The sequence below is a fragment of the Leptospiraceae bacterium genome, from assembly GCA_025059995.1.
Taxonomy (GTDB): Bacteria; Spirochaetota; Leptospiria; order Leptospirales; family Leptonemataceae; genus SKYB61.
Genome location: JANXCF010000002.1, coordinates 174899 through 199066, shown reverse-complemented (window position 1 = coordinate 199066; position 24168 = coordinate 174899). Strand labels below are relative to the sequence as shown.

Annotated in this window: 39 protein-coding genes; 8 read left to right on the top strand and 31 right to left on the bottom strand. The window is 34.7% G+C overall.

Annotation, left to right across the window (positions count from 1 at the left end; all coding sequences use genetic code 11):
* Nucleotides 1-50: 50 nt before the first annotated feature.
* From NZ853_03335 to NZ853_03310, 6 genes are all read left to right on the top strand, one after another.
* The gene (locus tag NZ853_03335) at nt 51-2078 is read left to right on the top strand and encodes a cation:proton antiporter (GenBank protein MCS7204707.1); all 2028 of its coding nucleotides are present in this window, start codon (nt 51-53) and stop codon (nt 2076-2078) included.
* Between the two features lie 191 nt (nt 2079-2269).
* Nucleotides 2270-2821, top strand: coding sequence for a phosphopantothenoylcysteine decarboxylase (locus NZ853_03330; GenBank protein MCS7204706.1), 552 nt, complete (start codon nt 2270-2272; stop codon nt 2819-2821).
* Nucleotides 2793-3485: a phosphopantothenoylcysteine decarboxylase gene (locus NZ853_03325; GenBank protein MCS7204705.1), complete on the top strand. Its 693-nt coding sequence runs from the start codon at nt 2793-2795 to the stop codon at nt 3483-3485. The genes NZ853_03330 and NZ853_03325 overlap by 29 nt, the downstream gene beginning before the upstream one ends.
* Nucleotides 3482-4243, top strand: a complete 762-nt coding sequence (locus NZ853_03320) for a hypothetical protein (GenBank protein MCS7204704.1) — start codon at nt 3482-3484, stop codon at nt 4241-4243. The genes NZ853_03325 and NZ853_03320 overlap by 4 nt, the downstream gene beginning before the upstream one ends.
* Nucleotides 4240-5790: a tetratricopeptide repeat protein gene (locus NZ853_03315; protein MCS7204703.1), complete on the top strand. Its 1551-nt coding sequence runs from the start codon at nt 4240-4242 to the stop codon at nt 5788-5790. The genes NZ853_03320 and NZ853_03315 overlap by 4 nt, the downstream gene beginning before the upstream one ends.
* Before the next feature lie 40 nt (nt 5791-5830).
* Nucleotides 5831-6295 carry a hypothetical protein gene (locus tag NZ853_03310; protein MCS7204702.1) on the top strand — a complete coding sequence of 155 codons (465 nt, stop codon included), beginning with the start codon at nt 5831-5833 and terminating at the stop codon, nt 6293-6295.
* Here NZ853_03310 and NZ853_03305 read toward each other — a convergent pair.
* On the bottom strand, nt 6287-7174 hold the full coding sequence (locus NZ853_03305) for a hypothetical protein (protein ID MCS7204701.1): 888 nt from the start codon (nt 7172-7174) through the stop codon (nt 6287-6289). The two genes, NZ853_03310 and NZ853_03305, sit on opposite strands and share 9 nt — an antisense overlap.
* Here NZ853_03305 and NZ853_03300 point away from each other — a divergent pair.
* Both NZ853_03300 and NZ853_03295 read left to right on the top strand, forming a co-directional pair.
* Nucleotides 7167-7997 carry a sulfite exporter TauE/SafE family protein gene (locus tag NZ853_03300; protein MCS7204700.1) on the top strand — a complete coding sequence of 277 codons (831 nt, stop codon included), beginning with the start codon at nt 7167-7169 and terminating at the stop codon, nt 7995-7997. The two genes, NZ853_03305 and NZ853_03300, sit on opposite strands and share 8 nt — an antisense overlap.
* Before the next feature lie 6 nt (nt 7998-8003).
* Nucleotides 8004-8957, top strand: coding sequence for a Gfo/Idh/MocA family oxidoreductase (locus tag NZ853_03295; protein ID MCS7204699.1), 954 nt, complete (start codon nt 8004-8006; stop codon nt 8955-8957).
* Between the two features lie 4 nt (nt 8958-8961).
* Here NZ853_03295 and rplQ read toward each other — a convergent pair whose 3' ends face one another.
* The 30 genes from rplQ to tuf all read right to left on the bottom strand — a co-directional run bounded on the left by rplQ (nt 8962) and on the right by tuf (nt 24129).
* On the bottom strand, nt 8962-9591 hold the full coding sequence (gene rplQ / locus NZ853_03290) for a 50S ribosomal protein L17 (protein MCS7204698.1): 630 nt from the start codon (nt 9589-9591) through the stop codon (nt 8962-8964).
* A gap of 15 nt (nt 9592-9606) precedes the next feature.
* Nucleotides 9607-10599, bottom strand: a complete 993-nt coding sequence (locus NZ853_03285; GenBank protein MCS7204697.1) for a DNA-directed RNA polymerase subunit alpha — start codon at nt 10597-10599, stop codon at nt 9607-9609.
* A gap of 30 nt (nt 10600-10629) precedes the next feature.
* The gene (gene rpsK / locus NZ853_03280) at nt 10630-11001 is read right to left on the bottom strand and encodes a 30S ribosomal protein S11 (GenBank protein ID MCS7204696.1); all 372 of its coding nucleotides are present in this window, start codon (nt 10999-11001) and stop codon (nt 10630-10632) included.
* A 17-nt stretch (nt 11002-11018) separates the two neighbouring features.
* The gene (gene rpsM / locus NZ853_03275; GenBank protein ID MCS7204695.1) at nt 11019-11387 is read right to left on the bottom strand and encodes a 30S ribosomal protein S13; all 369 of its coding nucleotides are present in this window, start codon (nt 11385-11387) and stop codon (nt 11019-11021) included.
* A 20-nt stretch (nt 11388-11407) separates the two neighbouring features.
* Entirely contained in the window at nt 11408-11521 is a 114-nt protein-coding gene (rpmJ, locus tag NZ853_03270) for a 50S ribosomal protein L36 (protein ID MCS7204694.1), read from the bottom strand.
* A 17-nt stretch (nt 11522-11538) separates the two neighbouring features.
* Nucleotides 11539-11757 carry a translation initiation factor IF-1 gene (gene infA, locus NZ853_03265; protein ID MCS7204693.1) on the bottom strand — a complete coding sequence of 73 codons (219 nt, stop codon included), beginning with the start codon at nt 11755-11757 and terminating at the stop codon, nt 11539-11541.
* Nucleotides 11758-11797: 40 nt separating this feature from the next.
* Nucleotides 11798-12364 (bottom strand): adenylate kinase, encoded by a 567-nt coding sequence (locus tag NZ853_03260; GenBank protein ID MCS7204692.1) that lies wholly within the window; start codon nt 12362-12364, stop codon nt 11798-11800.
* Nucleotides 12361-13719: a preprotein translocase subunit SecY gene (secY, locus tag NZ853_03255; GenBank protein ID MCS7204691.1), complete on the bottom strand. Its 1359-nt coding sequence runs from the start codon at nt 13717-13719 to the stop codon at nt 12361-12363. The genes NZ853_03260 and secY overlap by 4 nt, the downstream gene beginning before the upstream one ends.
* A 3-nt stretch (nt 13720-13722) precedes the next feature.
* Nucleotides 13723-14169 (bottom strand): 50S ribosomal protein L15, encoded by a 447-nt coding sequence (rplO, locus tag NZ853_03250; GenBank protein ID MCS7204690.1) that lies wholly within the window; start codon nt 14167-14169, stop codon nt 13723-13725.
* A 74-nt stretch (nt 14170-14243) separates the two neighbouring features.
* Nucleotides 14244-14459, bottom strand: a complete 216-nt coding sequence (rpmD, locus tag NZ853_03245) for a 50S ribosomal protein L30 (protein ID MCS7204689.1) — start codon at nt 14457-14459, stop codon at nt 14244-14246.
* Between the two features lie 16 nt (nt 14460-14475).
* A complete protein-coding gene (rpsE, locus tag NZ853_03240) occupies nt 14476-14985 on the bottom strand; it encodes a 30S ribosomal protein S5 (GenBank protein ID MCS7204688.1) in 510 nt (169 codons plus the stop codon).
* A 9-nt stretch (nt 14986-14994) separates the two neighbouring features.
* Nucleotides 14995-15369, bottom strand: a complete 375-nt coding sequence (gene rplR / locus NZ853_03235; GenBank protein MCS7204687.1) for a 50S ribosomal protein L18 — start codon at nt 15367-15369, stop codon at nt 14995-14997.
* 14 nt (nt 15370-15383) lie between these two features.
* A complete protein-coding gene (gene rplF / locus NZ853_03230; protein MCS7204686.1) occupies nt 15384-15926 on the bottom strand; it encodes a 50S ribosomal protein L6 in 543 nt (180 codons plus the stop codon).
* 12 nt (nt 15927-15938) lie between these two features.
* The gene (gene rpsH, locus NZ853_03225) at nt 15939-16337 is read right to left on the bottom strand and encodes a 30S ribosomal protein S8 (GenBank protein ID MCS7204685.1); all 399 of its coding nucleotides are present in this window, start codon (nt 16335-16337) and stop codon (nt 15939-15941) included.
* Between the two features lie 10 nt (nt 16338-16347).
* Nucleotides 16348-16533: a type Z 30S ribosomal protein S14 gene (locus NZ853_03220; GenBank protein MCS7204684.1), complete on the bottom strand. Its 186-nt coding sequence runs from the start codon at nt 16531-16533 to the stop codon at nt 16348-16350.
* A gap of 11 nt (nt 16534-16544) precedes the next feature.
* Complete coding sequence (gene rplE / locus NZ853_03215) at nt 16545-17087, bottom strand: 50S ribosomal protein L5 (GenBank protein MCS7204683.1); 543 nt, start codon at nt 17085-17087, stop codon at nt 16545-16547.
* 9 nt (nt 17088-17096) lie between these two features.
* On the bottom strand, nt 17097-17489 hold the full coding sequence (gene rplX / locus NZ853_03210; GenBank protein MCS7204682.1) for a 50S ribosomal protein L24: 393 nt from the start codon (nt 17487-17489) through the stop codon (nt 17097-17099).
* Between the two features lie 10 nt (nt 17490-17499).
* Entirely contained in the window at nt 17500-17892 is a 393-nt protein-coding gene (gene rplN / locus NZ853_03205) for a 50S ribosomal protein L14 (GenBank protein MCS7204681.1), read from the bottom strand.
* On the bottom strand, nt 17889-18164 hold the full coding sequence (gene rpsQ / locus NZ853_03200) for a 30S ribosomal protein S17 (GenBank protein ID MCS7204680.1): 276 nt from the start codon (nt 18162-18164) through the stop codon (nt 17889-17891). The genes rplN and rpsQ overlap by 4 nt, the downstream gene beginning before the upstream one ends.
* A 14-nt stretch (nt 18165-18178) precedes the next feature.
* Entirely contained in the window at nt 18179-18388 is a 210-nt protein-coding gene (gene rpmC / locus NZ853_03195) for a 50S ribosomal protein L29 (GenBank protein ID MCS7204679.1), read from the bottom strand.
* Nucleotides 18389-18397: 9 nt separating this feature from the next.
* Entirely contained in the window at nt 18398-18811 is a 414-nt protein-coding gene (gene rplP, locus NZ853_03190; GenBank protein ID MCS7204678.1) for a 50S ribosomal protein L16, read from the bottom strand.
* Nucleotides 18812-18821: 10 nt separating this feature from the next.
* Nucleotides 18822-19490: a 30S ribosomal protein S3 gene (gene rpsC, locus NZ853_03185; GenBank protein MCS7204677.1), complete on the bottom strand. Its 669-nt coding sequence runs from the start codon at nt 19488-19490 to the stop codon at nt 18822-18824.
* A 10-nt stretch (nt 19491-19500) separates the two neighbouring features.
* A complete protein-coding gene (gene rplV / locus NZ853_03180; protein ID MCS7204676.1) occupies nt 19501-19833 on the bottom strand; it encodes a 50S ribosomal protein L22 in 333 nt (110 codons plus the stop codon).
* Nucleotides 19834-19843: 10 nt separating this feature from the next.
* Complete coding sequence (gene rpsS / locus NZ853_03175) at nt 19844-20131, bottom strand: 30S ribosomal protein S19 (protein ID MCS7204675.1); 288 nt, start codon at nt 20129-20131, stop codon at nt 19844-19846.
* A 13-nt stretch (nt 20132-20144) separates the two neighbouring features.
* Nucleotides 20145-20987, bottom strand: coding sequence for a 50S ribosomal protein L2 (rplB, locus tag NZ853_03170; protein ID MCS7204674.1), 843 nt, complete (start codon nt 20985-20987; stop codon nt 20145-20147).
* An 11-nt stretch (nt 20988-20998) separates the two neighbouring features.
* The gene (locus tag NZ853_03165) at nt 20999-21286 is read right to left on the bottom strand and encodes a 50S ribosomal protein L23 (protein ID MCS7204673.1); all 288 of its coding nucleotides are present in this window, start codon (nt 21284-21286) and stop codon (nt 20999-21001) included.
* Between the two features lie 11 nt (nt 21287-21297).
* Nucleotides 21298-21954 carry a 50S ribosomal protein L4 gene (gene rplD, locus NZ853_03160; protein MCS7204672.1) on the bottom strand — a complete coding sequence of 219 codons (657 nt, stop codon included), beginning with the start codon at nt 21952-21954 and terminating at the stop codon, nt 21298-21300.
* Nucleotides 21951-22571 carry a 50S ribosomal protein L3 gene (rplC, locus tag NZ853_03155; protein MCS7204671.1) on the bottom strand — a complete coding sequence of 207 codons (621 nt, stop codon included), beginning with the start codon at nt 22569-22571 and terminating at the stop codon, nt 21951-21953. Before rplC ends, rplD begins: the two co-directional genes overlap by 4 nt.
* A 9-nt stretch (nt 22572-22580) precedes the next feature.
* A complete protein-coding gene (rpsJ, locus tag NZ853_03150; GenBank protein MCS7204670.1) occupies nt 22581-22907 on the bottom strand; it encodes a 30S ribosomal protein S10 in 327 nt (108 codons plus the stop codon).
* A gap of 22 nt (nt 22908-22929) precedes the next feature.
* The gene (tuf, locus tag NZ853_03145) at nt 22930-24129 is read right to left on the bottom strand and encodes an elongation factor Tu (GenBank protein MCS7204669.1); all 1200 of its coding nucleotides are present in this window, start codon (nt 24127-24129) and stop codon (nt 22930-22932) included.
* Nucleotides 24130-24168 lie beyond the last annotated feature (39 nt).

The window sequence follows — 24168 nt, the reverse complement described above, 5'->3', positions numbered from 1 at the left end:
AACAAATTTTCATTGACCAATTTCTACTTAATTTTTTTTACAAATCAATGATGGAAATAGGTTTTCTTGAATTTCTTCAATTTCATAAGAACAATTACCTATTTTTCTTTATCATTTTTCTTTTGATCTTCATCATTCCCATCCTCTCGAAAAAAATCAACTTTCCTTATATTTTTGTTTTGATACTTATGGGGATCATTCTTGGTCCGAACAACACGAAAATCATCGAAAAAACCCCCATCATTGATTTCTTCGCAAAGGTAGGGTTGATTTATATTATGTTTTTAGCGGGATTGGAATTGAATCTTTCTGAATTCAAACAAAACAAACACAAAAGCTTAACATTCGGAATGTTTACATTTTGGCTGCCTTTGCTTTTGTCTTTTCCATTGTGCTATTATGTGATTGGACTTGATTTATTAGGAAGTTTGTTGGTCTCAAGCATGTTTTCTACACATACTTTGATTGCCTATCCTATTGTAAGTAAATTAGGACTTACCCAACGAGAGGAAGTCGTAATTTCAGTTAGTGGGACAATGATCACTGATACGTTGGTTCTGTTATTGTTTATTTTTATTTCAAACTATGCCAAAGGAGTCATGGAAGCCAATTTTGTGGTATTTTTCTTAGTGGCATTTAGTGTTTATTTACTTTTTATTTTTTTGGTTCTTACCAAAATTGCGAAATGGATTTTTCAAAAAGTAGAAAGCGAAACACACCTTCAATTGGCTTTGGTTTTTAGTTTTATTTTTCTTTCTGTGTATTTGGCAGAAAGTATTTACTTAGAAGCCATTATTGGAGCTTTTGCTGCGGGTTTAGCTCTGAACCGATATATTCCCTCATCGTCGGTTTTGATGCAAAGAATCACTTTTGTTGGGAATGCCATTTTTATTCCCATTTTTCTCATATCTGTTGGAATGATTATTGATCCCAAAGTTTTATTCAAAGACTTTCGAACCTTTGGGATTGCGATTTTGCTTTCAGTCGTAGCAATCATCACGAAAGGAGTAGCCGCTTATGCCATGGGATTGTTTTTCCCCATGCGTAGAGATCAAATGACTTTACTATATGGACTGACAAGTGCTCATGCCGCTGCAACTCTCGCCATCATGCTGGTAGGATTTGAGCTCAAAATTGTCGATGAAGTAATACTGAATTCAACCATCATTTTAATCATGCTCACTTCTTTATTTTCTTCATTTCTTACGGACTACATTGCAAAGAAAATTGCCTTACAAAGTGAACAAACACCAAGCATCGAAGAAACCGAAAACATCCTTATACCGGTAGTAAATCTTAATGCCATGGATAAACTAATTCAATTAGCAAAGCTCCTTCAGAATCATTCTTCTCATCCCATTCATATTTTGACTGTGGTTGAAAATAATAAAAAAGCCGAAGAAAATATCCAAAAAGCCAAAAGAAACATCGAAAATTACATTTTGCAAAATACATCTGAAAAAGATCATAATTTTCAATTGATTGCTGCCATTGAGACAAATCCTGCAAGTGGAATCGCCATCAAAGCACGAGAAATCATGGCAAATATAATCATCTTGGGTTGGCCATCAAAGGTGTCTTTATTAGATAAACTTTTAGGAATACAAAAAATCAAAACCATCATAGAAAATAGTGAGAAAAACATCCTCATTACGAATATTCAGTATCCTCTTCATTTTAGTAAGAAAGTGTATTTATTTCTGAGTGAGTTCCTCGAAAAAGAAAAAAACATTGAATATATTTTAACAAAAATCTTCGAAGTTTTTCAAAAGCTCAATCTTGAGATCAACTTAGTGGCAAACCCAAAGACCTACGAAGAAATCCAAAAATTCATTCCTAAAAACACGCTAAAAATCCGACACATTCAGCAAGACTGGAAAGAAAAAAAAGATTTGGAAAAGATATTCCGTGAAATTCATAATGAGGATTTGGTGGTTTTCTTTTGTGCACGAAAAGGGTTTATTTCTTACCACGATATTTTTGATTCGTTGATTGATATTCTTGATGAAACTTTACCCAAAAACAACAAAATCCTAATCTACCCAAGACAAGAAACCTCAGAAAGTGTTTATGTTTGACGAATTGTGATTTGTTTTTAAAAGTCAAAAACTAAAGTTTAAACTTCTCCGAATTAAAGCGACATTTAGTAAAGTTGATATTCAAAAATTGTTTTTTATTTCCTTAAAAATCTACTGAACTGAGCTCCAAACAAGCATTGAAAATCAAAAAGTTATAGTAAATCTCAAAATTCAAAAAAGAATTGATATTAATGATAATAAAACATCCCGTTATTGCAGTGAGCGCAAGTATTGCTGCTTATAAAACTTGTGAGTTGGTAAGAAGTATAACCAAAAAAGGAATACCTGTCAGAGTGATGATGACGAAAAATGCCGCTAAACTCATTGGTAAAGTTACTTTTGAAGCGTTGACCAACAAACCAGTAATCATTGATGATTGGGAAAGTGGAATGGTGCATATTGACGTAAAAAATGAGGCTTCTGTTTTTGCTGTGGTTCCCGCAACGGCAAATATCATTGGAAAAATGGCAAATGGTATTGCAGACGATGCAATCACCACTGCTTACTTAGCAATGACTTGTCCGGTGATAGTAGCGCCAGCAATGAATCCAAACATGTATCTTTCAAGAGCTGTCCAAAGAAACCTAAAAACCTTAAAAGAAGATGGAGTAATCATCTTGGACCCTTCGGAAGGGGAAGTGGTCTGTGGGGATCATGGTCCTGGGAAAATGATGGATATAACAGAGATTGAAAAATACATCCTAAAGTATCACTATGAAAGCCTATCGTTCACAAGAATTTAAGTTGATTGTGACTTCAGGTCCCACAAGGGAATGGATTGATCCTGTCCGATATATTTCTAATCCCTCATCTGGAAGAACAGGTTATGAACTTGCACGGATTGGAAAATCCCTTTTTCGGGAAGTGGTTTACATTGCTGGTTATACTGAAAAACCCTATAAAGAAGTTCCAGAAGTCAAAAACATTTCCGTAGATACCACTGAATCCATGGCTGAGGCTGTTTTCAATGAGTTAGAAGACAATACCCTTTTGATCATGGCAGCAGCTCCAGCGGATTACACTCCTGCTGACGTATATACACAAAAAATCAAAAAGTCCGAAGAAGAAGTAATCATACGACTAAAACCAACCATAGACATCCTCAAGACCATTGGAACAGAAAAACAAAAAAACTACCAAAAGCTTCTTTTAGTGGGTTTTGCGGCTGAAACCAATCACTTAGAAGTTTATGCAAAAGAAAAACTAGAGAAAAAAAATATACACTTCATTTGTGCTAATCAAGTTTATAAAACCCATATGGGTTTTGGTGACAATGAAAACACAGTTTATATTTTTGATCGCTGGAATCAAACCCACAAAATAGGTCCTTTGAAAAAAGATAAAGTTTGCATGGAGATTTTTCATTACCTAAATCAAAGAATCTCCGAAATATTTGATAAAATATGATAGTTTTACTTCTGACGGGGTTGCGTGAAGAGTTAGAACCAATATTAAAAGAACATCCCTTTCAATTTAATAAAAATGTCTATGCATATCAATCCCAGAAGTATCCATCTTTATATGCAGCTACTACCGGACCTGGGTTACAAGAAAGAAAGAAAACCAGAAAGATTTTAGAAAACGTCGTTCCAGAGGTCATTATCAATGCCGGTTTAGTTGGAGTTTTGGATGAAAGAGAGAGGATTCAAGTTGGTGATCTCGTAAAGATCAATACGATAGTAAAAGCCAAAAACCAAGTCCAATTCGCCGGTGGTCCAGGTAGATATACTCTTGTGACAGTTGACAAACCTGTTTTTGATGCTATCGAAAAAATCGATTTAAAGTATCAATTTCATGCAAATGTTTGTGACATGGAAGCTGCCTACTTGATTGAACTCGTGGGTTCTTATGAAATCTTTAAAAAAGATAGTTATATTGTTTTTATCAAAGTTGCTGGAGATAGACCGGAAAATGCCTACTTGTTTGAACATGAGCATTATCTTCGAAAATGGTATAGAAAAAACTGGTTAGAAAAACTCCGCATCATATACGAATTCCCCCTGGGATGGCACAAGTTTTTTCAATTACTCAAACTAAAACAAAGAGCTCTTTTATCGCTAAAAAAGCATACTCTTTCGACTATAGAAAAGATTTTCACTTATGGTGGTGTTCCAAGAAATGTTGGTAGTATTTTCATTCCCCACGAAGAAGTTAATATTTTATGAATATTGTTGGAATTGTAGTAGGAATTCTATCAGTATTGGCACTAAGCATTTTTATTTACTTTTTTAGTTTGCGCAAAGATGTTGTAGAAAAAGCTTTGAGTTTAGCAAGAGAAGGAAACTATTTAGATGCACGTGCCCTTATTCGCAGCAAATTAGAGAGAGACCCTGAGAATCCCAAATATCACTATACAATGGCTTTGATTTACGAAATGGAAGGAGATGAAGAAAATGCCATTCAACATTATGAACAACTTTACAAAATCAGAAAAACGGTCCCGAATTTATCTTTTTTTGAAATCATAAACAAAGTGGCAGATTTTTACTATCGTAGAGAAAACTACGTAGAAACCGTCAAATACTATGAAGAAAGTTTGCGCTTTAATAAAAATAACATCGAAGCTTTAGCAAGATTAGCCTTTTTATATGCTGGGCAGGAAATGTTCGAAAGAGCCGATATGCTCTTTAAAAGACTCATATCGTTAGTACCTAAACAAACAGAATTTTTATTGGGAAGAGGTATAGTTTGTAGTATTTTGAATAAAAAAGAATCCATAGAGCTCTTTGAAGAAGTGATTGCTTTAGACCCCAATCACACATTAGCACTTTTATTTTTAGGGATAGAACTTTATCGGAGAAAGATCTACGATGACACTATCATCACCAAATTAGAAGATCACCTTTCTCAAATTGAGCAAATCGAAACTCGCTATTTGTTTTACAAATTATTGATGGGTTTTTATTTCAAAAAAAGAAACTACAATCAAGCTTTGAAACATGCAGGAATGGCATTGCAAATTGTTCTAAAAGAAGGATTTCTAAAAGAAGAATACTATATTCGGATAGCTTATGCATGTATAGCAATCTTAGGTGGAGACTTAGATAATGCCCATGAAAATTTATTCATCTTAGAATCTCGTGATCTTAACGATCAAACGGTCTCAAAACTTGCTGATTATCGATTGATTGTAGAAGAAGGAACTATCAAAGCAGGTGATGTCTCTCCATCTGGTTTTGATTTTATGAATTTTGCCAATTCTTGGTTGGATAAATTATTCTCATTGGATTTCATTTACAATATCTCTGGATTAAAAATGGGAATCAAATTGGATCTCTCTCAAACAGGAGAATTTATGAAAGATGCTTTACAAAGAACCGAAGAGTCATCGATTGATGTTGATGGAATCATTAATTCATTTATATCCTTACCAAGAAATCAATTTTTGGAAAAATGTAATCGATTGATTTCTTATTTTGGTTATGAAGTGATAAAGGCTCTTCCCAATGAAGATAATGAAGGTTATGATTGTTTAGCTCAAAATTTTGAAGGAAAAAAAGCATTGTTCAAAATCCGTCAATGGAAGAATCAAACCATCTCTGATATTTTTATCAGAAACTTTCAAAACAAAATCAATGAATTGAATGCCAACGAAGGCTATATCATATCCGGTGCAAAACTCTCGAGTGGAGGAGAACGAGTTTTGCAGAATTTACGAAAAATCAAGGTGATTGGCCGTGAAGAACTTGCTAATATACTTACTCGTATTTAGTCTTTTTTCGTGTCATAAGTCAATTTCAGAAAAACTCGTGATGGGTGATATCATCCCTATCACAATAAAAACTTTCGATCAAAAAGAAACAGAGCATGTATTTTCTCTTTTAAAGTTAATGTTTATGTCTGTTGATAATCAGGATTTTACTCCCATTTTTCCGTATGTATCCGAAAGAAAAGGGATTTTTATTGACCTAAAATCTTGGAAAAGTAAAGAAGATTTCATCAAAGAAATCACGGATAAAAATAGTTTTCTTTTTTCGTATTATTGCAACACTCAAAATTTAAGAAAAATCACCAATGATGAAAATCAAACTTCATTGCTTGATTTATTGAAGAAAACTCACCAAATAAAAGCTGATTTTTACCTTATCTCTGAAACAGAGATGGAATTAAAAATCCACCTTCTTGATATGCCTCATGAATCATATCGTTTTAACAACCCTTACTTTATAAAAGAAATAAAAGAACAAAATCATTGGTATATATACCGTTTATTCTAATAAGCTTATTTGATAATTAATTTCTTTTTCCAACTCATCTAAATATTTTATGTATTCATTGCTTTGCTTTACATTTTTTCTTTTTTCGTTTACTAGATCATTCAAATTACTCAATACTTGAATGGTATAACGAACTAAACTTTCATGATCTTTTTGAAAATCTTTTCTTAAAACATTTCTTAAGTTCAATGGATAAATATCTCTTGCTATCATACCTACCATTTCTTTGATTTTTGTCGGCAGTATGATGATTTTTCTTTCTTCCTCAGGTTGTTTGTATCTTCTGAACTTCAATCGAAAACCAAAAAAGTATTCTTCTAATTCTTTTTTCTTTGGATCAAGATCACTGAGCTTTCTATAGTGTTGCCATTTTAGGTCACCTTCAGCTAATTCTATATTTTCTCTTTTTTCTCCCTGTGATTTATCGTTGTATTGTGTATCTTGACCAACTGGTTTTAGGATTCCCAATATCATTGAATAGAAACTAAGTTTGTTTACTTTTTCTTTGGCATTATCTAACATGTTTAGGTCAAAAACAGAAGCTATATATAAGTTATAATTTTGATTGGGATCAGGTGAGGAAACAAAATAATCATAAGGTCTTCTGTCTGTATACTGATACGCTTCTGTATCATTCATCACACAAAAATAACTTTTCGCATGTCTTTTGCTTTCTATAAAAACGTGATATGATTTATCCACTAAAACCACAATCTTAACATCACCTCTTGACGGCTCCCTTATTGCATTATAAATCATTTCTTCATCTATTAGAAGTTTTCCTCTTTGATTTTTTTTTGTTGTGAGGGATTGATAATATTTTCTTAAAACTTCCTTTACATGTTCTTTGATTTCCCTTTCCTGTAACATTATGTTCATATTTAACACCCTCGAGTTTGTAGGAATATTTTTTTTTAGTTTTATAATAGCAATTATTTCTTCAAGTTTAGGTATAGGAGGCGGGATTTTTACCGTTCCGATGATATTATATCTGGGGAAAATCCATTCTTTACCAGATAGTATTATTGGTCACATTGCTATCGCTACTTCTCTACTGACTGCTTTTTTACTTTCCTTTTCTGCAAGCCTTGTTAACTATAGAAAAAAACTTATTTTTAAAGACATTTCTTTATTTTTTCTTTTTGGTGGTCTTCCTGGTGTTGTTGTTGGTGTCGTATTGACAAACAAATTGGATACAGAACAAATAAAATTGATTTTTGGTATGTTTGTTTTGTTGGTAGGAATAAAAACATTGATTGAAACTTTATTATCAAAAAAGCGTGAGTCCATTAAAAACCAAAAGAACCTGCCAAAGGCACAATATATATTACTTACTTTTTTTGGATTTTTGACTTCTATTCTTTCGACCCTTACAGGAACTGGTGGAGGCGTTATTATGATACCTCTCTTTTCTTATTTTCGAAAAAATGAAAGCTTCGAAATGTCGATAGCGACTTCGACTTTCGTTATGACCATTATGTCTTTGTTTAGTTCGATTCTTTTTTTCTTTCAAAAACGCATAGAAATGCCTCAACCTTCGATAGGTTATTATTATTTACCTTTTGTGATACCTTCCCTCATAGGGTCCATACTTGGTGGTGCAATGGGCGCTAATTTGAAGTCATTTATTTCTGACAAAAACTTAAAACTTTCCTTGAGTATTTTACAGATTTTCATTGGTATTAAGGTTTTATTCTTCTAACCATCTGTGAAACAAAAAACAATTCTAATTGGTTTAGGTAGGATTGGATGGCAGTTGGAACATGATGATCGGCGTTATCATCCATGTACTCATGCTGGCACGATAAAAGCTCTGGATACTCATTTTGATTTGATTGCTGTTTGTGATAGAAATCCAGAGAAAATTCAGAAATTCTTAGACTGGTGGGGTGATAACAAAATCTACACTACTACATCATATCAAAATTTACCCTACAAGGAGGCAGACCTGATTGTTATTACAACTGGACCCAAAAGCCATAAAGAAATCTTAACATTCTTTTTAAAAAAAGGCAAAACTAAATTCATGGTTGAAAAACCCATAGCCTATTCCACTCGAGAAATCGAAGAAATCAAAAAGCTATATCAAACTCAAGAGATTCAAATTTATATCAATTTCGAAAGAAGATATCACAACTATTATCGTAAAGTAAAAGAAATCATAGATAGAAAAACCTTTGGCGAGTTCCTTTCTTTAGAAGGAAAAGTTTTCGCAAAAAGTATATTTCACGATCCCTTATTAGAAGACGGGATTCACTTGATTGATCTCATTCTTTGGTATGTAGGTTTTCCTGAAATTCTTTATAGTTATTGGGAAACCAAAAATTCATTAGAAATTCTTTCGTTTCATGTTTTAAAAAAAAACGATATCATTGTAACGATCGAATCAGGGAGCAAAAAAAAATATTTTGAATTCTCTTTACGTTTAGAATTTGAAAAAGGACGAATTCAAATTGGAAACGATGGACTTCGTGTTTTTCGTTTAGCACCTTCTAAACGATACAGAAAATTTTTCGAACTTCAAGAATTAAAGATAAACTTGAAGAAGAACAACCCTTGGATAGATTTTTATTTATCAATCTATAAAAACGAAAAATCAAACTTTGCAGAAGCTTATGAAGGTATCGCGTTATATGAAAATCTCTTAAAATTCAAGAAATGATAATTTATTCTTCTTTTTGTTCTTGGTCATTTTTGTCCTTTTCTTTTTTTTCTTCTGATTTTTCTTCTTTTTTCTTTCCAAAACCGAATTTGAATTTATGATACCATTTTTCTTGTTTCTTTTTGACCTGTGTTACATCAGTTGTTTCTTTCTCTTTTTTATCTTTTTTTCTTGTTAGTAAGTCTCGTTCTTTTTCCTCTTGTAGTTTTTGTTGTTTGATTAGTTCTCTTCTTGGAATTCTTTTAGTTTTTCGTTTTTCTACTAATTCTACGATTGATAACTGAGCGCTATCACTATTCCTTTCTGGTAAGTGAATGATTCTTACATAACCTCCGTTCCGATTTTCGAAACGTTTGGCGATATCATCAAATAGCTTTACTACAATTTTTCTATTTTTGATAAATCTCATTACATATCTTTTGTTATGCAATTTTCTTTCTGGTGGTAGATTTTCGTTTAGATTGTATTTTGCCTTTGTGATCAATTTTTCTACAAAGGGGCGAAGGGCTTTTGCTTTTGCCCTTGATGTGATGATTTGCTCATGATCGAGTAAACTCACTGCCATGTTCTTTAACATGGCTTTTCGATGAGAAGTAACACGATTTAGCTTTTTTATTTTTTTTCCTTTTTTCATAGAAATACCTCAGTTTTAGGTTTCCCTTATGTAAGGTATATCTTTCATTCCCAATTCTAAATTAAGAGCTGATAATTTTTCCTTAATTTCTTCTATACATTCTTTTGAGTAATGCTTTGATTTTTGAAATTCATCTTCCATCCTTTTTACTAAGTCGATAACAAATTCAATTTCTAGAGACTTTAACAAAGACAACGTTCTTACTGAGAATTCTAATTCTTCCACATGTTTTTCTAAGTTATTCTTCAACGACTCTTCAATAGCTGGATGTTCAGCTTCTTCTTCATCTTCTTGAACATCTTGTAAATTAACAAAGACAGCTAAATTATCTCGTAGAATTTTAGCTGCTTGACTTAATGCATCTTTTGGTTTGATAGAAGAATCGGTCCAAATTTCTAATATTAATCTCTCTAAATCACTTCTTGAGTCTTTTCTTGTTTCTTCTACAGTGAAATTTACTTTTTGTATTGGTGAAAATAATGCATCAACGGCTATAGTGCCAATTACCTCTGAATTTTTTTTTATCAATTCCGCAGGAACATATCCTCTTCCACGCTCAACCTGTATATCCATAATTAAATCTGCATCTTCGTTTAGAGTAGCTATTACTAAATCAGGATTCAATATTTGTATGGCTGAGTCTACCGCTAAATCTCCTGCTGTTAGTACTCCAGCGCCATGTTTTTCTATATGAAGAATTTTAGCTTCATCTTTTTTTTCTGTATCGTAAATCAATCGAACTCTTTTTAAATTGAGTATGATTCTCGTGACATCTTCAAGTACTCCTGGAATGGTGCTAAATTCATGTTCAACACCCTGAATCTTCACAGCCGTTATAGCACTCCCTTCTATTGATGATAGCAAGGTTCTTCTCAAAGCATTTCCTATTGTTACCGCAAAACCCCGTTCAAAAGGTTCTATGACAAACTTACCATAATTGGGTTGATTTTCTATAGTCTCGTATTGTATAGATTTAGGTTTTTTTAGTGGTCGGATCAAAAATCTCATAATGTATTCCTCAAGGTAATGTAAGTTGTTTTAAACTCGTCTTTTTTTAGGAGGTCTACATCCATTATGAGGAATAGGAGTTATGTCCTTGATCATTCGTATTTTGATTCCTTCATTTGCTATGGCTTTGATGGCTGATTCTCTTCCCAAGCCTGGACCTTTCACAAGAATATCTGCTTCACGAAAACCGAATTCCTTTGCTTTTTGCATTGCTTCTTTTGCTGTTACTTGTGCAGCAAAAGGAGTTGACTTCCTCGTTCCTTTAAAGGATTGTCCTGCACTTGCCCAACAAATCACATTCCCTTGTTCGTCTGTAACGGTTACAATCGTATTATTATATGTAGCATTGATATAAATCCTTCCACTTGGAACATTTCGTTTTTCTTTTTTCTTCGATGCCATTCTTTTCTCCTCTTGCTTTATTTTTTCTTATTAGGCACGGTTTTTCTCGCACCTTTTCTTGTTCTGGCATTTGTTCTTGTCCTTTGTCCTCGAACAGGAAGTCCCATACGATGACGCAGTCCTCGGTAACATCCAATTTCCATTAACCTTTTGATGTTTAAACTTACTTCTGTTCTCAAATCACCTTCAACACGATAATTTTTCTCAATGAAATCTTTGATAGCAGCAATTTCTTGATCAGTTAAATCTTTTACTTTTTTGTCTCGATTGATTTTGAGTGAGTCTAAAATTATTTGTGAACGTGTTCTTCCTATCCCGTAAATGTATGTCAAACCTATTTCCACTCTTTTTTCTTTTGGTAAATCAACCCCAGCTATCCTTGCCATCCTTTTTCTCCTTTTTTATTTTACCCCTGCCTTTGCTTATGCTTTGGGTTTTTACAAATTACTCGAACCACTCCTTTTCTTCGAATGATTTTACAATCACTGCAAATTTTCTTCACTGAAGCTCTAACTTTCATATTTTACCTCAAATTCTCTATTGGATTCTATATGTGATACGTCCTCTTGTCAAATCATAGGGTGATAATTCCACTCGTACTCTATCACCAGGCAAAATTCGTATGTAATGCATTCTCATTTTTCCTGAAATGTGAGCTAATACTTTATGACCATTATCCAATTCAACTCGAAACATGGCATTTGGCAAATTTTCAATCACTTTTCCTTCAACTACTATGGGCTCTTCTTTTGACATACCTAAAAAGCCAAGATTTTTTAATTTTTATTTTTGTCATTCAGTTTTTGATGTTGGTAATGATTCTTTCCGTGATCTCTTCAATGGTTCCCATGCCGTCTATGTTGACAAGCAACCCCTTTTTCTGATAAAATTCAATTAACGGATAGGTTTGTTGAAAATAGGTCCTCATCCGATTTCGAATTACTGGTTCTGTGTCATCGGACCGATTCTCGATTTTCGCACGATTTAAAAGTCTTTTAACTAGTTCTTCTTCAGGAACGTCAATATTAATTACTACATTGATTTTTTTCTCAAGCTTTTCTAACATCTTTTCCAATTCGATGGCTTGATTGATAGTTCTTGGAAATCCATCCAAAAGAAATCCATTTTTACAATCATCTTGTTTTATACGTTCTTCAACAATTCCAACGACAACAGAGTCAGGAACGAGTTCTCCTTTGTCCATATAGGATTTGGCTTGCATCCCCAATTCCGTTTGATCTTGTATGGCTTTTCTTAAAATATCACCGGTTGAAATTTGGGGTATTTGTAATTGTTGACAAATGATTTTAGCTTGAGTTCCTTTTCCAGCACCAGGTGGTCCCATAAAAACAATGATTTTCATGTTCTTCCCTTTAGTTTTCCTTTTTTCATAAATCCTTGATAATTTCTCATAATAAGCTGAGCTTCTAATTGCTTTAAGGTGTCAAGGGCTACTCCCACCATGATAAGTAAAGAAGTTCCACCAAAGGTATAAGCTAATCCCTGTATGTTTTGATTTGCCTTTAAATCCATCATGTTAATTATAAGGTAAGGAGCTATAGCAAGCCCTGAAAGAAAAATAGCCCCCGGTAAAATGATACGATTTAATACTTTTTCTAAGTATTCTTTTGTTTGAACACCTGGTCTTACTCCAGGAATGTATCCTCCGTATTTTTTTAAATTTTCTGATAGTTCTTGAGGGTTGATATATACAGCAGTGTAAAAATATGCAAAGAAAATGATCAAGCCTGAATACAATATATAATACGGAAGTTGTTGCCAAAAAGAGGGAGCAAACGGATTCAACCATTCTTGTAGGATTTGCCATCCAATCCAAGATTGAGCCTGTGAACCTAACATCCCAAAAATGGTTTGTGGGAATAAAAGTAATGACGATGCAAAGATAATAGGCATCACGTTTGCAGAATTTAATTTAAATTGTAAACTTTGACTTTGAGCCTGAACTAATCTTCTTCCCACAATTCGTTTCCCATACTGTAATGGGATTTTTCTCACACCCTGAGAAAGTATTACTGTAAAAGCAATCAAAACGATAAAAAGAAGAATCAAAACAAAAATATCGAAAAACTTAATGGTCGGATCCTGAATCATTTTTATGATGTTAGTTGGTAATCTTGCAATGATTCCAGCAAATATAATTAAAGAAGCTCCATTACCTAATCCACGCTCAGTGATTTGTTCTCCCATCCACATGAGAATCAAGGTCCCCGTCGTAATGGTGATGATACCTGTAATATAAAAAAGAGCTCTAGGCATTGTCTCAGAAACTAATGGCATTCCATCCCTACTGGTTTGTTCTACCGCCCAAAGTAGAATAAAAAGTGATTGGATAGCGCAAAGCAAAACCGTTCCCAAACGTGTAAATTGATTGATCTTTCTTCTCCCGTATTCTCCTTCTCGTTGGAGTTGCGCCAAATATGGAATCACGATCGTCAAAAGACTCATAATAATAGAAGCAGAAATATACGGCATGATACCTAAAGAAAAAATCGAGAGTTTAAAGAGAGCACCTCCTGAGAAAATATCTACGATGTCTAATATACTTTGTCCTCGAGGTTTTGCATTCGCAACAGCAATTGGGTCAACACCCGGAATAGTAATAAACGAACCAAAGCGATAGATTACCAAAAGTCCTAACGTAAATAGGATTTTTTTTCGCAAATCGTCAATTCTAAAAATATTTAGCAGGATATTCATAATTTAAAATTGAATGATTTCGATTTTGCCACCTTTTGATTCTACTTTTTGGATTGCGCTCTTAGAAGCCGCATTAGCTTTAATCGTTAGAGGTTTTGAAATTTCTCCCATCCCCAAGATTTTAACAGGTTGATTCTTTTTTCTAATCAAACCATTTTCATATAGTGTTTCGATTGTGATTTCACCTTGAGTTTGGATTTTATCTATTTTTTCTAAATTCACTACTTGGTATTCTATTTTGAAGGGATTATGAAACCCTCTTTTGGGGATACGTTTGTAAAGGGGCATTTGCCCACCTTCGAAACCTATCTTTTTGGAATAACCTGTCCTTGCTTTTTGTCCTTTTTGTCCTCGCCCCGATGTTTTTCCGTGCCCTGAACCTTCTCCTCGACCAACGCGTTTTTTCTTTTTTCTGCTACCTGGGAATGGTTGTAGCAAAAAGATAGGAATATCTCTTTTTTCTTTCTTTTTGGTTCTACTTGGCTTTAAAGATGAAATTTTTAGAATTTCTTTCTCTTGGTTTTTCATTCTATCACCTCGATGTTTAACATATACTCAACTTCTTTCACCATTCCTACTAATGCTTTATTTGACATATCAATTTCTCTACTTCTTCCAATCTTTTTTAATCCAAGTGCTTTTAAGGTGGCTCGGTGTTTGGGGATCTTTCCGATAAGACTTTTTTTTAAAGTAACCCGTATTTTTTTTACTCCCTCATCTTGGAGCTTCAAAATCGACATTTTTTTACTCCTTTGATTAATCCAATTCACCAAATAGTTGTTTTAATGAAATCCCTCTTTTTTTTGCTGTTTCGATAGGGGTTTCCAACTGCTGAAGAGCCTTCATCGTTGCTTTGACGACATTTAAATAATTTTTTGAACCTATAACCTTTGTCAAAACATCTTGATAGCCCGCCATTTCTAAAACAGCCTTCACTGACTCTCCCGCAATCACACCCGTTCCTGGTGATGCTGGTTTTAACCAAACTTTGGTTGCTTTGAATTCTCCGATAATATCATGGGGAATTGTATGACGTTTGGTAATGGCAACTTCAATCAAATTTTTCTTTGCCCTTTCCATAGCTTTTCGTATAGCTTCTGGAACTTCTTTGGCTTTACCAAATCCTATTCCTACTTTCCCTTTTTTGTTTCCTACAACAACCAATGCATTAAAAGAGAATCTTCTACCTCCCCTTACGACTTTGGTTACACGATTGACCTTTATTGCTCGTTCATACAATTCTTCTCTTTGATCTTTAATTAACATAAACTTCTCCTAAAATTGCAAACCTGCTTCCCTTGCAGCATCAGCAAAGGCAGCGATTTTACCCGTATATTTTCTACCTCGACGATCCAAATAAACTTTCGTTATTCCTCGTTCTAGCGCCAGTTTAGCAATATAATGACCTAACTTCTTCGCTGCCTCTATATTTTTTTTACTTTCATTTTCTGGTATATCCACAGCTTTGGAAAAAGTCCCCACACTCAAAAGGGTTTTCCCCGTAGTATTATCTACAATTTGTGCGTATAAATACCTATTGGTTTTGATGATAATTAATCTTTTTCTTTCTGGATCTTTGGATTGAGTTGCATATTTAACTCTTTTTTTTCTTCTTTCTAATCGAACCTTTTTGAGTTCCAAGCGATTCATAGACACCTCGTTATCTACTTACCTTTTCCAGTTTTACCCGCTTTTCTTCGAATTTCTTCATCTTCATATTTGATACCTTTCCCCTTGTAGGGTTCAGGTGGTTTTAGAGCTCTTATTGTTGCAGCAACTTGCCCAACTTTTTGTTTGTCTATTCCCGTTAACTCTATTTTTACTTGCTGATCCACTGTAGCTTTTACGTCTTTGGGTAATTCGTATTGAACTTCGTGGGAAAAACCAAGAGTAAAAACCAATGTATTTCCTTTTAGGTTTGCCCTATATCCTACCCCTACCAATTGTAGTCTTTTTGTCCATCCCTTTGTAACTCCCAAGACATGATTGTTCAATAGAGCTCTTGTCAATCCATGATTGGCTTTGTGTTGTTTTTCATCACTTTTGCGTTGAACAATGATTTGTTGATTTTCAACCTTAACAGAAACGCCCTCAGGTAATTTTTGTGTGATTTGTCCCAAAGGTCCTTTTATTAAGACCTCATCATCTTTTACCACTACTTCGACTCCTTTTGGTAGAGATATTGGCAAAACACCAATCCTTGACATAAACTCCCTCCATCACCAAACTTTGATCAAATACTCACCACCAACACCAAGTTTTTTGGCTTTTCTACTAATCATTACTCCTTTGGATGTAGATAATATAGCAATACCTCTGTTATTCATTACTGGCTGAATTTCACTTGCTTTTATGTAGATTTTACGACCGGGTTTCGAAATTCTCTCAATGGCAGTTATCACAGGTTTGTTATTGTAATATTTTAATTTTATCAAAACTTCTTTTTTGTTTTTTCCCAGATCAATGACTTCGTAATCTCTGATAAAACCCTCATGCTTTAAAATCTTTAGTATTTCTTCTTTCAATCTGGAATGAGAAACTTTTACCTCTTCATGCTTTGACATCTGAGCATTACGAATTCTCGTAATCATATCAGCTATGGGATCCATGAGTGACATTTTTCACCTCTTACCAAGACGCTTTGATTACTCCAGGAATTTCTCCAAATCCTGCTTTTTTTCTAAAACAGATACGGCACATACCAAATTTTCTAAGGTATCCCCTTGGTCTACCACAATACGGACAACGGTTTCTCTTTCTAACTTTAAACTTGGGTTCTCGCTTTGCTTTCTCCATCATTGCCTTTCTTGCCATATTGACTCCTTTCAATTTTTCCTGAATGGAAATCCAAGAAATTCTAATAATGACAAGGCTTCATCATCTGTTTTTGCTGTGGTTGTTATGGTGATATTCATTCCATGATAGGATTCAATCTTATCAATATTGATTTCTGGAAAGATAATTTGCTCTTTCACAGAAAAGTTGTAGTTTCCACGTCCATCGAAAGATTTTGGATTCAAACCTCGAAAGTCCCGCACCCTAGGTAGAGCTACTTTAATCAATTTATAGAGAAACTCCCACATCACATCTCGTCTTAACGTAACCATACAACCAATATTCATTCCCTGCCGTATTTTGAATGCTGCTATGGATTTCTTAGCTTTTGTTTTCACTGGTCGTTGTCCCGTGATAATCGCTAATTCTTCCATTGCGGCTTCTAATAACTTTGGATTTGAAGGTGCACTACCAATCCCAACATTCAATGTTACTTTCTCTATTTTTGGAACCTGCATGATACTTTTGTATTTATATTTTTCCATCAGTTTAGGTATCACTTCATTTCGATATAAATCTTTCAATACTGGCATACGAACCTCCTAATCGATTTCTTTCCCTCCACCTTTTCCTCTTGCAACCCTAACCTTTCGATCTTCATCAAATTTGTAACCTATTCGCACACCTCTTTTTAACTTCGGGTCATAAAACATCACATTCGAGATGTGGATGGGAGCTTCAATCTCTATAACTCCACCCTTGGGATTTTCCTGAGTGGGACGAACGTATTTTTTGATTTTGTTGATACCTTGAACGATCACTCTTTGTCTCAAACGATCGATGTATAAAATTTTTCCTCGTTTCCCTTTGTGTTTTCCTGCAATCACAATCACTTCGTCATTAACTTTAAGCTTCGTTTTTTTGTGTTTTAATTTATTATAAAGCTTTGGATCTTCTTTCTGAATTTTTTGTAGCGTTCTTCGATCTAACTTCATAGGGATTTCCTTAAACCACCTCTGGTGCTAAAGATATGATTTTTTTGAAGTCCTTATCCCGCAATTCTCTCGCTACAGGACCGAAAATTCGTGTTCCTTTGGGATTTAATTTCTCATCTATCAAAGCACAAGCATTGTCATCAAACTTGATAATGGAACCATCAGGTCTTTTGATTTCTTTTTTCGTTCTAAGAATTACCGCTCTTTGCACTGCTTTACTATGAACCTTCTTACCTCGTGAGTCCCGTAAACCATATTCAGGTAGGGCTTGTTTCACAGAAACTACGATAATATCTCCCACGGTGGCGTATTTTCTTCCCGTGCTACCTAAAACTCTGATACACATCACTTTTTTAGCACCCGTATTATCAGCAACATTCAAAATTGTTTGTTCTTGGATCATTGCTCTTCTCCTTTTTTGAGGATTTTGAACAATACATGTCGCTTTTCTTTAGATAAAGGACGTGTTTCGATTGCTTGCACTACGTCCCCCACCTTTGTTTCATTATTTTCATCATGAATTTTGATCCGTTTGGATTTCTTGATTACTTTTTTATACAAAGGATGCATTATACTTTTTTCCACAAGAATAACTCTGGTTTTGTTCATCTTGTCAGATACCACTACCCCTTCCACAATTCTTAATTTTTTTTCTTTTTTTTGAACATTCTCCATACTATGCACTCCTTTTACGCTTTTGATTTCTGTAATTCTCTTTTTCTGAGTATGGTGAGTATCCTTGCAATATCCCTCTTGGTTTTTCTATATTGTGCTGGATTCTTCATTACTTTCGAGACTCCAAAAGAAAACCTCATTTTTAATAATTCTTCTTTTTTTTGTTTTAACTGTTTATGGAGTTCTTCATCCGTCAATGAATGGAAATTGGATTTTTTCTTCACCGCCTACTCCTAAATAATTTCTTTTTTGACTATCGTTGTTTTTACTGGCAATTTATGACTTGCTAAACGAAAAGCTTCTCTTACGACATCTTCTGGAATACCACTTATTTCAAACATCACTCGACCTGGTTTTACGATTGCTACCCAATACTCAGGGTTTCCTTTACCTGAACCCATCCTAGTCTCAGCTGGTTTTTTGGTTACGGGATAATCAGGAAATATTCTAATCCAAAGTTTTCCTCCCCGTTTGATATGTCTCGATATCACCCTTCTTGCTGCCTCAATCTGTCGTGCCGTAATTCTTGCCGCTGTGATGGCTTTTAGACCAAACTCACCAAATGAAACTTTATTTGCTCGTGTGGACTTTCCTTTTAGACGCCCTTTTTGTCTTTTTCGATATTTTACTTTTTTTGGACTCAACATAATTTATCTCCTAAGTCTCCGCAACTTCTAAAGGATTAAAGTTTTTCTTGGGCTCAATAATATCTCCATAATAAACCCATACCTTAACACCAATGACACCATAAGTAGTAAAAGCCTCACTTACAGCATAATCTATATTTGCTCTCAAGGTTTGCAGAGGAACCCTTCCATCGATATAGAATTCCGTCCTTGCCATATCAACACCATTTAGTCTTCCTGATACAGAAACTTTAATTCCTTGAACATTCACTCTTCTCGCTGCGCGGATAGCAGTCTTCATAGCTCTTCGATAAGGCATTCGATCTTCGATTTGCTCAGCAATATTATCTGCAATAATCTGAGCTATTGTTTCCGGATTTCTTCTTTCTTTTATGGCTATATTGATGTTCTCGTTTTTGAGAAGGGATTTTAGTTTCTGTTTGAGTTGTTCAATTTTATTTCCTTTTTGACCAATGATGGTTCCTGGTCTTACAGTCTCAATCGTCACATTAATCCTATCCATGATTCTTTTTATGTGGATTCTTACAATTGTCCCACGAGGATAAGAATTTTTGATGATGTCTTTAATGATTAAATCCTGCTGTAAGTATTTTGTATAATTTTCTTTCTCATACCACAAGGAATCCCATGTTTTATTGATGCCCAATCGTAATCCAATTGGATTTACCTTTTGTCCCATAATTTACCTCTTATTCAGCTACGACTACGGTGATTTTACTTGTTCGTTTTAACCTTCGAAATGCTCGTCCTCGAGCTCTTGGCCGATAACGCTTCAAGATCGGACCTGCATCAACATAAAGTTTCTTAATATAAATTTTTTTCTCGTCTGCTTTTTGGTTTAGAAACAAATAATTTGCTTTTGCTGACAAGATCGTTTTTTCCAAAAAGCGTGCTCCCTTTTTAGGCATATTCCTGAGGATACTCAAAGCATCATCAACGTAATATCCTCTTACTTCATTGGCAACCAGTCTTAACTTTCTTGGACTTATAATCAAGAAATTCGATATTGCTTTTGCTTCCATAAGCAATGTCCTACTTACCTTGTTTTTTAGTTTTTTTATCTAATGAAGTGTGTCCTTTGTAGGTTCTAGTTGGAGAGAATTCACCCAATTTGTGACCAACCATTTGCTCAGTGACATAAACTGGTGTAAATCTTCTACCATTATGAACCAAGAAAGTTAATCCAATCATCTCTGGCAAAATTGTAGATCTTCGTGACCATGTTTTTATGGGCTTTCTGTCATTGGTTTCTCTCGCTTTCAGAACTTTCTTTAACAGGTGATCGTCGATAAAAGGTCCTTTTTTTACAGACCTTGCCATAGTATCTCCTTAACTATTTTTTCTTTTTGCTTTTTCTTCTTTCAATAATCAAAGCATTCGATTTTTTTCGTTTCTTTCGAGTTTTATATCCAAGTGTTGGTATTCCCCAAGGAGTTTGTGGGTGATTTCCTTTACTACGACCCTCACCACCACCATGAGGGTGATCAATCGGATTCATTGCCACACCTCGAACAGTGGGTCGAATTCCAACCCATCTCTTTCTACCAGCTTTTCCATATACTACAAGATTATGATCCTTTGCCCCCACCTCACCTATGGTTGCAAGACAAGTTTTTAGAACTTTTCGTAATTCTGTGGATGGTAGTCGTATAATGGCATATTTGTCATCAAAACCCGCCAACACAGCGTAGGTTCCTGCAGCTCTACAAAGTTGCCCTCCTTTCCCGGGATATAGTTCTACGTTATGTATACTTGTTCCTTGAGGTATCTTTTCTAATGGCATTGCATTTCCTATTTTGATAGGAACATTATTCTTTTTGGATGAGATAACAGTTTCTCCTTTTTTCAATCCATCAGGAGCTATAATATACCGATACTCTCCATCAGGATACTTGATTAGAGCGATATTCGCTGATCGGTTGGGATCATACTCAATGGAAACCACTGTTCCAGGAATATCAAATTTATCTCTCTTAAAGTCTATAATACGATATTTTCTTTTGTGTCGACCGCCACGATGATAAACAGTTATTCTACCATGAGAATTTCGCCCGGCTTTATAATGAAGCACTTCTAATAGAGACTTTTTTGGTGGAACATCATCTAGCTCACTAAAATCATAATAGGTTTGATAACGAGTTGTTGGTGTATAAGGCTTTAATTTTTTTATAGGCATATACTCCTCGCTTAATCAAATTTAATTTCTTTACCAGGTTCAAGTAACACAATTGCCTTTTTAAAACCTGGTTTTTTCGTCATGACATTTCGAAACCTTGTCTTCTTATATGGCTGGTTTATGATATTTACTTTTAATGCCTTGACTTTATAGAGTTCATAGATAGCTTGCTTAATCAAAGTTTTATTTGCGTTTTTATGTACTTTAAAAACAACGATTTGTCCCTTTTTAGAATTGCTTTTCAACATTTCTGTTTTTTCTGTGATGTATGGCATAATCAATACTTTACTTGGATCCATATTTACCTCTCTCAACGTATTACAGATAAGAAATTTTGAAATCCTTCATTAGTGAATAACAAAAAATTGCTATAAAATAGTTCTGGCATCGTAGGTCGACTTCCTGCAATCAAATTTACGTTTTCAATATTTCGAGACGAATGATATAAATATGGTTCATTGTTATGAATGATTGCTACCTGATGATTAGGCAATAGATTAGCCCTTTTCAAAACTTGATATACAGTTTTCGTTGAAAAACCACTCAATGGGAAACCTTCGATCTTGTAAATAGCTTTAATTGAAGATTTCAAATTCAAGACTTGTTTTAGTGCAAGAGTTCTGACTTTTTTGTTTACTTTTTTGTAAAAGTCTTGTGGTCTTGGTCCAAAAACAGTTGCACCACCACGAAATTGCGGAGCTCGAATAGAACCTTGTCTTGCATATCCTGTTCCTTTTTGTCGGTAGGGTTTTCTTCCCCCACCTGAAACTTCACTGATCGTTTTGGTTTTCCTTGTTCCTTGACGCCGATTCCAACGTTCAATTTCTAATACTTCATGAATCAAATGTAAAGAAATATGTTCATTATCAATTTGAAACTCATCTAGAAGATTTTCTTCTCCTATCTTTTGCCCATTCTTATCTAAAAGAATTATTTTTCGTTCTTTTGGTAAAGTCATTGTATTCATTTTTGTGCCTCTACTTTTAAAATGGATTTTCTTGGACCCGGAACAGAACCTTTTATAATTAGCAAATTGTTTTCGGGATCAACATCGATGATCTTTAAATTTCTAATAGTTACAGCTTTTCCACCTGCACGTCCTGGCATTCTTTTCCCCTTTACCACCTCTGCAGGGAACGTACTTGAACCTAAGGAACCTGGTGCTCGATGGAATTTTGAACCATGAGACATTCTACCACCACCAAAGCCATGTCGCTTCATCACACCTTGAAATCCTTTCCCCTTTGAAATACCTTGAACTTTAACTACCTCACCTTTTGAAAAAATATCTACTTTGATTTCTTGGCCTGGTTGAACCTCTAACCCGAAATCACGAAACTCTTTGATTACTTTGAACGGTCCTAAACCATATTTTTTTAAATGAAATAATTCAGCTCTTGTTAATAGTTTTTCTCTCGTTGGTTGGAATGCCAATTGAATCGCATCGTAACCATGTTTCTCTTTTGTTCGTATTTCTGCCACATAGCAAGGTCCGCATTCTAATATCGTTACGGGAACTTCATTTCGATCTTCATCAAAGATACGGGTCATACCTATTTTTTTCGCAATCAAACCTTTTGGCATAGAAATCTCCTATTTTTGTTTAGTTTTTAGAGTTATTGCCTGCACTCCGGCTGGAAGTTTTAATTTTCCTAATGCTTCCATTACTTGATCATTTGGTTCCCAAATATCAATTAAACGTTTATGTGTTCTCATTTCAAATTGCTCTCTTGATTTCTTATTTACATGGACAGAACGTAATACTGTAAATCTTTCAATATCAGTAGGAAGAGGAATGGGACCAGATACTTTGGCACCATTCCTTTTTGCAGCAGTCACGATATCAATAGCAGCTTTATCAATCAATTTGTGGTCAAAAGATTTTAACTTAATCCGAATCTTTTTAGTTTTTCTCTCCATTCTATTCCCTTTTGAATTAGAGTTATTCAATAATTTGAGTAACTACCCCAGAACCCACGGTTTTTCCCCCTTCACGTATCGCAAATCGAAGACCTACATCCATAGCTATGGGACTTATCAGCTCTACGGTTAAATTGACGTTATCGCCAGGCATGACGACTACGTTATCAGGGAGTATAATCGTTCCGGTTACATCGGTTGTCCTGAAATAGAATTGTGGTCGGTAGTTGTTTCTAAAAGGTGTGTGCCTTCCACCTTCTTCTTTTTTGAGTACATACACTTCTGCTTTGAACTTTTTATGGGGTGTGATAGTACCTGGTTTCGCTAGAACTTGTCCACGCTCAATATCTTCTTTTTTAATACCTCGAAGGAGTGCTCCAATGTTATCACCAGCTTGAGCGAAATCTAATTGCTTTCTGAACATTTCAATTCCTGTCACTACTGTCTTTTGTGTTGGACGCAATCCCACAATTTCAACTTCATCGTTAATGTTTAGTTTACCTGTTTCAACTCTACCCGTTGCAACAGTTCCACGACCTGTGATGGAGAATACATCTTCAATCGGCATCAAGAAGGGCTTATCAATATCTCTTTTGGGCAATGGCACGTACTCATCAACTGTATCCATGAGCTTTAAAATAGATTGTTCACCAATCTCTGAATTGTCACCTTCCAGGGCTTTTAGAGCTGAACCTGCAATCATGGGAGTATCTGCAGGAAAACCATATTTTACTAACAGATCTTTTACTTCTTCTTTTACCAGCTCAACCATTTCTTCTCTTTCATCTGGAGATAAAGCATCTACTTTGTTTATGAATACTACTATGTATGGAACCCCCACTTGTCTTGCTAAAAGAATGTGTTCTCGAGTCTGTGGCATAGGTCCATCAACTGCAGATACCACTAAGATGGCAGCATCCATTTGAGCCGCACCAGTAATCATGTTCTTCACATAGTCGGCATGCCCTGGACAATCCACATGTGCATAATGTCTTTTCTCCGTCTCATACTCCTGATGTGAAGTTGCTATGGTAATACCTCGTTCCTTCTCCTCGGGTGCATTATCGATTTCTTCATATTTTACGGGTCTGTTTCTTCCACCTTTGTATTTTGCTAAAACATGTGTAATAGCGGATGTTAACGTAGTTTTCCCATGGTCAACGTGCCCAATAGTTCCTACGTTGACATGCGGTTTGGAACGATCAAACTTTTCTTTTGCCATATCTTTACCCTTTGATTAAATTTTCATCAATCAGATTTT

What these genes read in the sequence shown, in the direction of transcription:
- NZ853_03335 (MCS7204707.1), top strand. Translation starts at nt 51, where the DNA reads ATGGAAATAGGTTTTCTTGAATTTCTTCAATTTCATAAGAACAATTAC.
- NZ853_03330 (MCS7204706.1), top strand. Translation starts at nt 2,270, where the DNA reads ATGATAATAAAACATCCCGTTATTGCAGTGAGCGCAAGTATTGCTGCT.
- NZ853_03325 (MCS7204705.1), top strand. Translation starts at nt 2,793, where the DNA reads ATGAAAGCCTATCGTTCACAAGAATTTAAGTTGATTGTGACTTCAGGT.
- NZ853_03320 (MCS7204704.1), top strand. Translation starts at nt 3,482, where the DNA reads ATGATAGTTTTACTTCTGACGGGGTTGCGTGAAGAGTTAGAACCAATA.
- NZ853_03315 (MCS7204703.1), top strand. Translation starts at nt 4,240, where the DNA reads ATGAATATTGTTGGAATTGTAGTAGGAATTCTATCAGTATTGGCACTA.
- NZ853_03310 (MCS7204702.1), top strand. Translation starts at nt 5,831, where the DNA reads ATGGGTGATATCATCCCTATCACAATAAAAACTTTCGATCAAAAAGAA.
- NZ853_03300 (MCS7204700.1), top strand. Translation starts at nt 7,167, where the DNA reads ATGTTCATATTTAACACCCTCGAGTTTGTAGGAATATTTTTTTTTAGT.
- NZ853_03305 (MCS7204701.1), bottom strand. Translation starts at nt 7,174, where the DNA reads ATGAACATAATGTTACAGGAAAGGGAAATCAAAGAACATGTAAAGGAA.
- rplQ (MCS7204698.1), bottom strand. Translation starts at nt 9,591, where the DNA reads ATGAAAAAAGGAAAAAAAATAAAAAAGCTAAATCGTGTTACTTCTCAT.
- NZ853_03285 (MCS7204697.1), bottom strand. Translation starts at nt 10,599, where the DNA reads ATGAGATTTTTGATCCGACCACTAAAAAAACCTAAATCTATACAATAC.
- rpsK (MCS7204696.1), bottom strand. Translation starts at nt 11,001, where the DNA reads ATGGCATCGAAGAAAAAAGAAAAACGAAATGTTCCAAGTGGAAGGATT.
- rpsM (MCS7204695.1), bottom strand. Translation starts at nt 11,387, where the DNA reads ATGGCAAGGATAGCTGGGGTTGATTTACCAAAAGAAAAAAGAGTGGAA.
- rpmJ (MCS7204694.1), bottom strand. Translation starts at nt 11,521, where the DNA reads ATGAAAGTTAGAGCTTCAGTGAAGAAAATTTGCAGTGATTGTAAAATC.
- infA (MCS7204693.1), bottom strand. Translation starts at nt 11,757, where the DNA reads ATGTCAAAAGAAGAGCCCATAGTAGTTGAAGGAAAAGTGATTGAAAAT.
- NZ853_03260 (MCS7204692.1), bottom strand. Translation starts at nt 12,364, where the DNA reads ATGAAAATCATTGTTTTTATGGGACCACCTGGTGCTGGAAAAGGAACT.
- secY (MCS7204691.1), bottom strand. Translation starts at nt 13,719, where the DNA reads ATGAATATCCTGCTAAATATTTTTAGAATTGACGATTTGCGAAAAAAA.
- rpmD (MCS7204689.1), bottom strand. Translation starts at nt 14,459, where the DNA reads ATGTCGATTTTGAAGCTCCAAGATGAGGGAGTAAAAAAAATACGGGTT.
- rpsE (MCS7204688.1), bottom strand. Translation starts at nt 14,985, where the DNA reads ATGTTAATTAAAGATCAAAGAGAAGAATTGTATGAACGAGCAATAAAG.
- rplR (MCS7204687.1), bottom strand. Translation starts at nt 15,369, where the DNA reads ATGAATCGCTTGGAACTCAAAAAGGTTCGATTAGAAAGAAGAAAAAAA.
- rplF (MCS7204686.1), bottom strand. Translation starts at nt 15,926, where the DNA reads ATGTCAAGGATTGGTGTTTTGCCAATATCTCTACCAAAAGGAGTCGAA.
- rpsH (MCS7204685.1), bottom strand. Translation starts at nt 16,337, where the DNA reads ATGTCACTCATGGATCCCATAGCTGATATGATTACGAGAATTCGTAAT.
- NZ853_03220 (MCS7204684.1), bottom strand. Translation starts at nt 16,533, where the DNA reads ATGGCAAGAAAGGCAATGATGGAGAAAGCAAAGCGAGAACCCAAGTTT.
- rplE (MCS7204683.1), bottom strand. Translation starts at nt 17,087, where the DNA reads ATGCCAGTATTGAAAGATTTATATCGAAATGAAGTGATACCTAAACTG.
- rplX (MCS7204682.1), bottom strand. Translation starts at nt 17,489, where the DNA reads ATGAAGTTAGATCGAAGAACGCTACAAAAAATTCAGAAAGAAGATCCA.
- rplN (MCS7204681.1), bottom strand. Translation starts at nt 17,892, where the DNA reads ATGATCCAAGAACAAACAATTTTGAATGTTGCTGATAATACGGGTGCT.
- rpsQ (MCS7204680.1), bottom strand. Translation starts at nt 18,164, where the DNA reads ATGGAGAATGTTCAAAAAAAAGAAAAAAAATTAAGAATTGTGGAAGGG.
- rplP (MCS7204678.1), bottom strand. Translation starts at nt 18,811, where the DNA reads ATGTTGAGTCCAAAAAAAGTAAAATATCGAAAAAGACAAAAAGGGCGT.
- rpsC (MCS7204677.1), bottom strand. Translation starts at nt 19,490, where the DNA reads ATGGGACAAAAGGTAAATCCAATTGGATTACGATTGGGCATCAATAAA.
- rplV (MCS7204676.1), bottom strand. Translation starts at nt 19,833, where the DNA reads ATGGAAGCAAAAGCAATATCGAATTTCTTGATTATAAGTCCAAGAAAG.
- rpsS (MCS7204675.1), bottom strand. Translation starts at nt 20,131, where the DNA reads ATGGCAAGGTCTGTAAAAAAAGGACCTTTTATCGACGATCACCTGTTA.
- rplB (MCS7204674.1), bottom strand. Translation starts at nt 20,987, where the DNA reads ATGCCTATAAAAAAATTAAAGCCTTATACACCAACAACTCGTTATCAA.
- NZ853_03165 (MCS7204673.1), bottom strand. Translation starts at nt 21,286, where the DNA reads ATGGATCCAAGTAAAGTATTGATTATGCCATACATCACAGAAAAAACA.
- rplD (MCS7204672.1), bottom strand. Translation starts at nt 21,954, where the DNA reads ATGAATACAATGACTTTACCAAAAGAACGAAAAATAATTCTTTTAGAT.
- rplC (MCS7204671.1), bottom strand. Translation starts at nt 22,571, where the DNA reads ATGCCAAAAGGTTTGATTGCGAAAAAAATAGGTATGACCCGTATCTTT.
- rpsJ (MCS7204670.1), bottom strand. Translation starts at nt 22,907, where the DNA reads ATGGAGAGAAAAACTAAAAAGATTCGGATTAAGTTAAAATCTTTTGAC.
- tuf (MCS7204669.1), bottom strand. Translation starts at nt 24,129, where the DNA reads ATGGCAAAAGAAAAGTTTGATCGTTCCAAACCGCATGTCAACGTAGGA.